Origin of the sequence: Bacillus sp. P14.5 (assembly GCF_003316765.1) — a bacterium.
Lineage (GTDB): Bacteria > Bacillota > Bacilli > Bacillales > Bacillaceae_B > Rossellomorea.
On record NZ_NIJF01000071.1, the window covers coordinates 1 to 6,294 of the forward strand.

Genomic DNA, 6,294 nt, shown 5'->3' on the forward strand with positions numbered 1-6,294 from the left:
GTAAGCGTAAGAAAGTCCACGGATTCCGTGCTCGCATGGCGACTAAAAACGGCCGCAACATTCTTGCAGCTCGCCGTCGTAAAGGCCGCAAAGCCTTGACTGTCTAATAAAGATCATGAGATTGCCCGGGGATTCTTCCTTGGGCAATCTTTTTTTTATATCGTCACAGAAGTCACACAAACGGACGGAAAAAAGCTGATTCGCGCTCGTTGAAACGAATGGGATATGGTATGATGTTAGTTGACGATTTTTGAAGTGAAGGATGGAGTGAGAATTTTGAAAAAAGAATACCGCCTGCAAAAGAATGAAGAGTTCCAAGCGGTGTTTCGTGAAGGACGCTCCGTGGCCAATCGTCAGTTTGTCGTCTACACGCAAAAAGCGGATCAAGCGCACTTCCGGGTCGGACTTTCGGTTAGCAAAAAGCTTGGGAATGCCGTGGAACGGAACCGGATGAAACGATTGATGCGTGAATCGCTTCGCTTGCTCGAACCAAACGTAGCTCCGCACAATTACGTCATCATTGCGCGCAAACCCGCGACGTCCCTTACACAAGATGAAGTGACGGAAAGCTTGAAACACGTCTTTAAACGGGCTAAAGTTTGGAAGCAGAGACAAGTCGATCGATCGTAACAATCCGAGCTCGTTCTTTCATATATAACGCGAACTAATTAGGATTGACCGATAGACGTGTGATGAAACAAAAGAATCGATAAAGAAAGCGTAGGAGGAACTATGAGCAAAAAGCTGAAATTAGGATTGTTGGCCGTCATGACCGGCGTCATCATGTTGATGGCTGGCTGTGTCGACCCATCGACGATCCAAGGAGAGCCGATCACGGCTGAGACGGAAGGCTTCTGGTCGAAATACTTTGTTTGGCCACTAGCATGGTTGTTGAAAGAAGCGGCTTACTTAATCGGTGGGACGTGGCAGTATGGTTACTCGATAATCGTCGCGACGATTATCGTTCGCCTCTTGATTTTACCGCTTATGATCAAGCAGACGAAGAGCATGGGTGCGATGCAAGTGTTGCAACCGGAGATGCTCAAGCTGCGCGAGAAGTACAGCTCGAAAGACCAGGAGACGCAACGCAAACTGCAAGAAGAAATGATGAAAATGTATCAAGAGTATCAAATCAACCCGCTTGCGGGCTGCTTGCCAATCTTGATTCAAATGCCGATCTTGTTCGCATTCTACGATGCGATCCGTCGGACACCTGAAATCTTTGAAGCGCGTTTCCTCTGGTTCGACCTCGGGGCGCCAGATCCAACGTTTATCTTGCCGATTCTCGCGGCAATCTTAACGTATGCACAGCAAAAAATTTCAATGGCGGGCCAAGAACAAAACCCACAATTGAAAATGATGCTCTACATCTTCCCGGTGATGATCTTCGTCATGTCGATCACGCTTCCAGCAGCCCTCTCGATGTACTGGGTCGTCGGTTACATCATCTCAATCATCGTGACGATGGCCATCATGCTCCCGATGCGTGAGAAGATGAAAGTCCAAGCGGAAGCGAAGATTGCGGCGAAAGAAGCAGAACGTGCCGCACTCGCAGAAGAAGAGAAGAAGACGAAAAAGAAAAAACGTAAATAAATGTTGAGGCTGTGGATAAACGATCCACAGCCTTTTTTTTGTCGCTTCGGATGGATAAAGACAGAATACGGGAATAAATGAAGACACGGTCTATTTCATTGAATCCGAAAGGGGTCTTTAAGATGGAGACGCTCATTAAACGGCTCGAACGGTCGACTTTCATTCAAGCGGCACTTTATGTCGTCATCGGCTTACTCATCATCTTGTATCCACGTTTTTTTTTTGTATGCGATCGTCTATTTGGTCGCCGCTTATTTTGTCGTCATCGGTCTAATGGCTATCGTTCAAGGGTTGCGTCACAAGCGGGACGGTCTCCCGCCCGGCTTCTTTATGGGAATCATCTATGTGTTGATCGCCTTGATCGTCTTTTTCTTCGCCGAGACGTTAGCGAGCCTGCTTCCGATTTTTATCGGCGCCCTATTCTTGTTCGGCGGCATCATCCGATTGATTCAAGCGGTCGGGTTTCGCCGGACGATCGCCAATCGGTGGATGTACTTCATGCTGAGCAGTCTGTTATGGATTGGGATTGGTCTGCTCATGTTGGCGAATCCGTTCGATAGTCTGCTCGTCTTATTCCAACTGTTCGGTGGTTTTCTCATCGCCGTCGGCGTGGTCGAATGGGTACTTTATTTCACGCTCCGCTCGTCGAGACGTCAGCAAGGATAACGAAAAGCCGCTCAATGGGATGAGCGGCTTTTTTCGCGTGCGATCAGTTGTTCAAAGAACGGTTGAATCGTTCCGAACGCCTCAGTCGTCTCAAAGAAGGGACGTTCGGCCTCCAGTCGTTCCACATACCAACGGGCAGCTCGGGCGTGGTGGCTCGGCGTCAACATCTCATAAAAGGGGCGCAAGTTGATGCGCGCACGGGTGGCTACGTCTTTTAAACCGAGGGCAGCGCGCTCCGGTTCATGATGGGCCGCGAGCGCATAAGCGAAATGGGTCATCCCTTGGCGCAACATGTCCACGGCCCAGATGTCATTACCGCGGTCGCGGGCTTTCGTATATTGGAAAAAGAACCAAATCGCATCGAAGACGTGCCCGCTCAAATCTTCGTTAGATAAAGTGAGCGAACTCGGATGATGTTGCAGTCGTCGATCCGGGTCGAACAATACCGTGAGTTCGTCTTGGTGGTTCAACGTCTCGGCCGTCACGGTGAATAAATCGACATGCAACATATCGTCGTAAATGACAATCAATTGCGGTGCAACGATGTAAATCTCGTCCTCGAGCAAAATTGGACGATACGCCGCCAAGTGGGCACGTCGGCGTGATTGAAACGCCTCGAGTTGTTCTTTGGCGACCATGACGTATAAGTCGACGTCGGAATGCTCGTCGCCTTCTCCGCGGCCGAATGATCCTTTCAAGAAAATGGCCTGGACATCGTCATCGGTCCGCAGGCTGTTTGTCAGTGCAGTGATTGCGTTTCGTTGGCGCATGTTATCGCATCCCTCTTTGGAAATTTATTCCTTTATTGTACTAAAGTGATTCGTTAAAACGCAACCGTTACTCAAGAGGTCGGACTCTTTCGTTCGAGCCAAATATCGTGTATAGTAGGTGCGTTATGCATAAGATAGAGGAAGTAGTAAGAAGTATGGGAGGGAAAGATGATGCTAGAATTTGACACGATTACGGCGATTTCGACGCCGATGGGTGAGGGGGCAATCGGAATCGTCCGCTTGTCCGGTGACCGTGCCGTCGAGACGGTGGCCCGCGTGTTTTCTGGGAAAAATTTGACGGAAGTGGAGTCGCATACGATCCATTACGGTAAATTGAAACGTCCTGGCACGGACGAGGTCGTCGATGAAGTCATGGTGAGCATCATGCGCGCACCGAAGACGTTCACGCGAGAAGACGTCGTCGAAATCAATTGCCACGGAGGAATCGTCGCGGTCAATCGTGTCCTTGAGCTGATTCTGGAACAACCGGACATCCGCTTGGCAGAACCGGGCGAGTTCACGAAACGCGCCTTTTTGAACGGACGTATCGATTTATCGCAAGCAGAGGCTGTCATGGATTTGATTCGTGCCAAAACGGATCGGGCCATGAACGTCGCGATGTCGCAAATGGAAGGACGGCTGTCACGGCTCGTCCGCGACTTACGCCAACTGTTGCTCGAGACGATCGCGGCGGTCGAGGTCAATATCGACTACCCGGAATACGATGCGGAAGAGATGACCCAGGCCATCGTCGAAGACAAGGCGGGCGAAGTGAAACGCGTGCTCGAGCAGTTGCTTGAGACAGCGCGGCAAGGCAAGATTTTACGCGAAGGTCTCGCGACAGCGATTATCGGTCGGCCGAACGTCGGCAAATCATCGCTCATGAACACGCTCGTCCAAGAGACGAAAGCGATCGTCACGGAAATTGCCGGAACGACGCGTGATACGATCGAAGAGTATGTGAACGTCAAAGGCGTCCCGCTCAAGTTGATCGATACGGCCGGGATTCGGGAAACGGAAGACATCGTCGAGCGGATCGGTGTCGAGAAATCGCGCAAAGCGCTCGCAGGCGCTGACTTGATTTTGCTCGTCTTGAACGGGCACGAAGGTCTGACTGTCGAGGATGAGGCTTTGTTCGAGGCGATCGCTGGTATGAATGCCATCATCATCATCAATAAGACGGACTTGCCACAAAGTATGGATTCTTCTAAGCTGGAGAAACTAGCGGCAGGTCGTCCAATCGTGGCGACGTCTCTCTTATTAGAAGAGGGAATCGACGCACTGGAGAAGGCGATCTCAAACTTGTTCTTCGCCAAAGGTGTCGAATCACAGGATATGACATATATCTCGAACGCACGACACATTCAACTCATCAAACGGACGATCAAACAAATCGATGAGGCGCTCGGAAGTGCCGCCATGAATTTACCGATCGATATGGTCCAAATCGATTTACGACGGGCGTGGGATACGCTCGGTGAAATCAATGGGGATACCGTCCGAGAAAGTTTGATTGATCAACTCTTTTCACAGTTTTGTCTTGGGAAATAATAAGGAGGAACAACTATGGCTTACACGGCAGGCGAGTTTGATGTCATCGTCATCGGAGCTGGTCATGCGGGAATCGAGGCCGCGTTGGCTTCGGCGCGCATGGGCGCGAAAACGGCGATGCTCACGATGAATCCGGATATGGTCGGATTCATGTACTGCAATCCATCGATTGGTGGTCCTGCGAAAGGGATCGTCGTTCGCGAAATTGATGCCCTTGGCGGCGAAATGGCGAAAGCGATCGATGCGACGTACATTCAAATGAAGATGCTCAACACATCGAAAGGTCCAGCGGTGCGCGCGTTACGGGCGCAAGCGGACAAATTCCAATACCAAAATCATATGAAGAAAGTGCTGGAAGACGAACCGAACCTGTTGCTTCGCCAAGCGCTAGTCGAACGACTTCTCATCGAAGACGGGAAAGTCGCCGGCGTCGTCACGAATACCGGTTCGGAGTACCGCTCGAAAGCGGTCATCGTCACGACCGGTACGTTTATGCGCGGTCAAATCATCATCGGCGAGTTGTCGTATGAGAGCGGTCCGAACAACCAGATGCCTTCGGTCGAATTGTCGAAGCATTTAGAAGAGCTCGGGCTCGAACTCGTTCGTTTCAAGACGGGGACACCGCCACGCATCGACGGCAAGACGATTGATTACTCGAAGACGGAGATTCAACCAGGGGACGACAATCCATCGCTCTTCTCCTACACATCGACGGACCTCGACCCAATCGAGCAGATTCCATGCTGGCTCACGTATACGAGCGAGCGGACACACCAATTGATCGATGAGAACTTGCATCGTTCACCGATGTACTCAGGTGCGATCAAAGGGACGGGCCCACGTTATTGCCCATCGATTGAAGACAAAGTTGTCCGGTTCAACGATAAGCCACGTCACCAAATCTTCCTCGAGCCGGAAGGCCGCGACACGGAAGAAATTTACGTTCAAGGCTTCTCGACGAGTATGCCGGAAGACGTCCAACATCAAATGCTCCGGACGATCCCGGGACTTGAGAACTCAGAGATGATGCGCCCTGGATACGCGATTGAATATGATGCGGTCGTGCCGACACAACTTTGGCCGACGCTCGAAACGAAGACGGTCGGAGGACTGTTCACGGCCGGTCAAATTAACGGGACGAGCGGTTACGAAGAAGCGGCCGGACAAGGCATCATGGCCGGGATTAACGCCGCGTGCCAAGTGCTCGGCAAAGAGCCGGTCATCTTGGACCGCTCGCAAGCGTATATCGGTGTCTTGATTGACGACCTCGTGACGAAAGGGACGAACGAGCCGTACCGCTTGCTCACGTCACGCGCCGAGTATCGCTTGCTCCTTCGTCACGACAATGCGGATCTTCGCTTGAGTGACATCGGCCATGCGGTCGGTCTCTTGTCACCAGAGCGTCATGCCCATCTTGAAGATAAACGAACTGCCATCGCGGCCGAAGTGAAGCGTCTCAATGGACTCGTCATCAAACCGTCGGCCGAAGTGAACGCCGTGCTCGAAGAGGTCGGGGCGAATCCGCTCAAGGAAGCGACGCATGCCAGCATCTTGTTGAAGCGGCCTGAAGTGACGTACGCGACACTCACACGCTTCGCACCAGCTCCGATCGAAGTGCCGTTCGAAGTGGCAGAGCAAGTCGAGATTCAAGTGAAATATGAAGGATACATCTCGAAGCAGCTCGAACAAGTCGAGAAGATGCGTCGGATGGAAG

7 protein-coding genes are annotated in these 6,294 nt (G+C 51.5%); 6 read left to right on the forward strand and 1 reads right to left on the reverse strand.

The genetic code is table 11. From position 1 onward, the window contains the following. The 4 genes from rpmH to B9Z54_RS12610 form a co-directional block, all read left to right on the forward strand. On the forward strand, positions 1 to 107 hold a 107-nt coding region (gene rpmH / locus B9Z54_RS12595; protein ID WP_113928734.1), incomplete at its 5' end, for a 50S ribosomal protein L34. 169 nt (positions 108 to 276) lie between these two features. Continuing rightward, complete coding sequence (rnpA, locus tag B9Z54_RS12600) at positions 277 to 630, forward strand: ribonuclease P protein component (RefSeq protein ID WP_034780297.1); 354 nt, start codon at positions 277 to 279, stop codon at positions 628 to 630. Positions 631 to 732: 102 nt separating this feature from the next. Then, positions 733 to 1,593 (forward strand): membrane protein insertase YidC, encoded by an 861-nt coding sequence (yidC, locus tag B9Z54_RS12605; protein WP_113928735.1) that lies wholly within the window; start codon positions 733 to 735, stop codon positions 1,591 to 1,593. A gap of 222 nt (positions 1,594 to 1,815) precedes the next feature. Next, positions 1,816 to 2,259 (forward strand): HdeD family acid-resistance protein, encoded by a 444-nt coding sequence (locus B9Z54_RS12610; protein WP_240189907.1) that lies wholly within the window; start codon positions 1,816 to 1,818, stop codon positions 2,257 to 2,259. An 11-nt stretch (positions 2,260 to 2,270) separates the two neighbouring features. On the opposite strand, the gene B9Z54_RS12615 is transcribed toward B9Z54_RS12610, so the two are convergent. After that, positions 2,271 to 3,029 (reverse strand): nucleotidyltransferase domain-containing protein, encoded by a 759-nt coding sequence (locus tag B9Z54_RS12615; protein WP_113928736.1) that lies wholly within the window; start codon positions 3,027 to 3,029, stop codon positions 2,271 to 2,273. A 171-nt stretch (positions 3,030 to 3,200) separates the two neighbouring features. On the opposite strand from B9Z54_RS12615, the gene mnmE reads away from it, so the two are divergent. After that, entirely contained in the window at positions 3,201 to 4,580 is a 1,380-nt protein-coding gene (mnmE, locus tag B9Z54_RS12620) for a tRNA uridine-5-carboxymethylaminomethyl(34) synthesis GTPase MnmE (RefSeq protein ID WP_113928737.1), read from the forward strand. 15 nt (positions 4,581 to 4,595) lie between these two features. After that, positions 4,596 to 6,294 (forward strand): tRNA uridine-5-carboxymethylaminomethyl(34) synthesis enzyme MnmG (mnmG, locus tag B9Z54_RS12625; protein WP_113928738.1); only part of this gene is annotated, 1,699 nt, incomplete at its 3' end.

Bases quoted from the DNA above. Each gene is read 5' to 3' on its own strand.
- yidC (WP_113928735.1), top strand. From the start codon at position 733: ATGAGCAAAAAGCTGAAATTAGGATTGTTGGCCGTCATGACCGGCGTC.
- B9Z54_RS12615 (WP_113928736.1), bottom strand. From the start codon at position 3,029: ATGCGCCAACGAAACGCAATCACTGCACTGACAAACAGCCTGCGGACC.
- mnmE (WP_113928737.1), top strand. From the start codon at position 3,201: ATGCTAGAATTTGACACGATTACGGCGATTTCGACGCCGATGGGTGAG.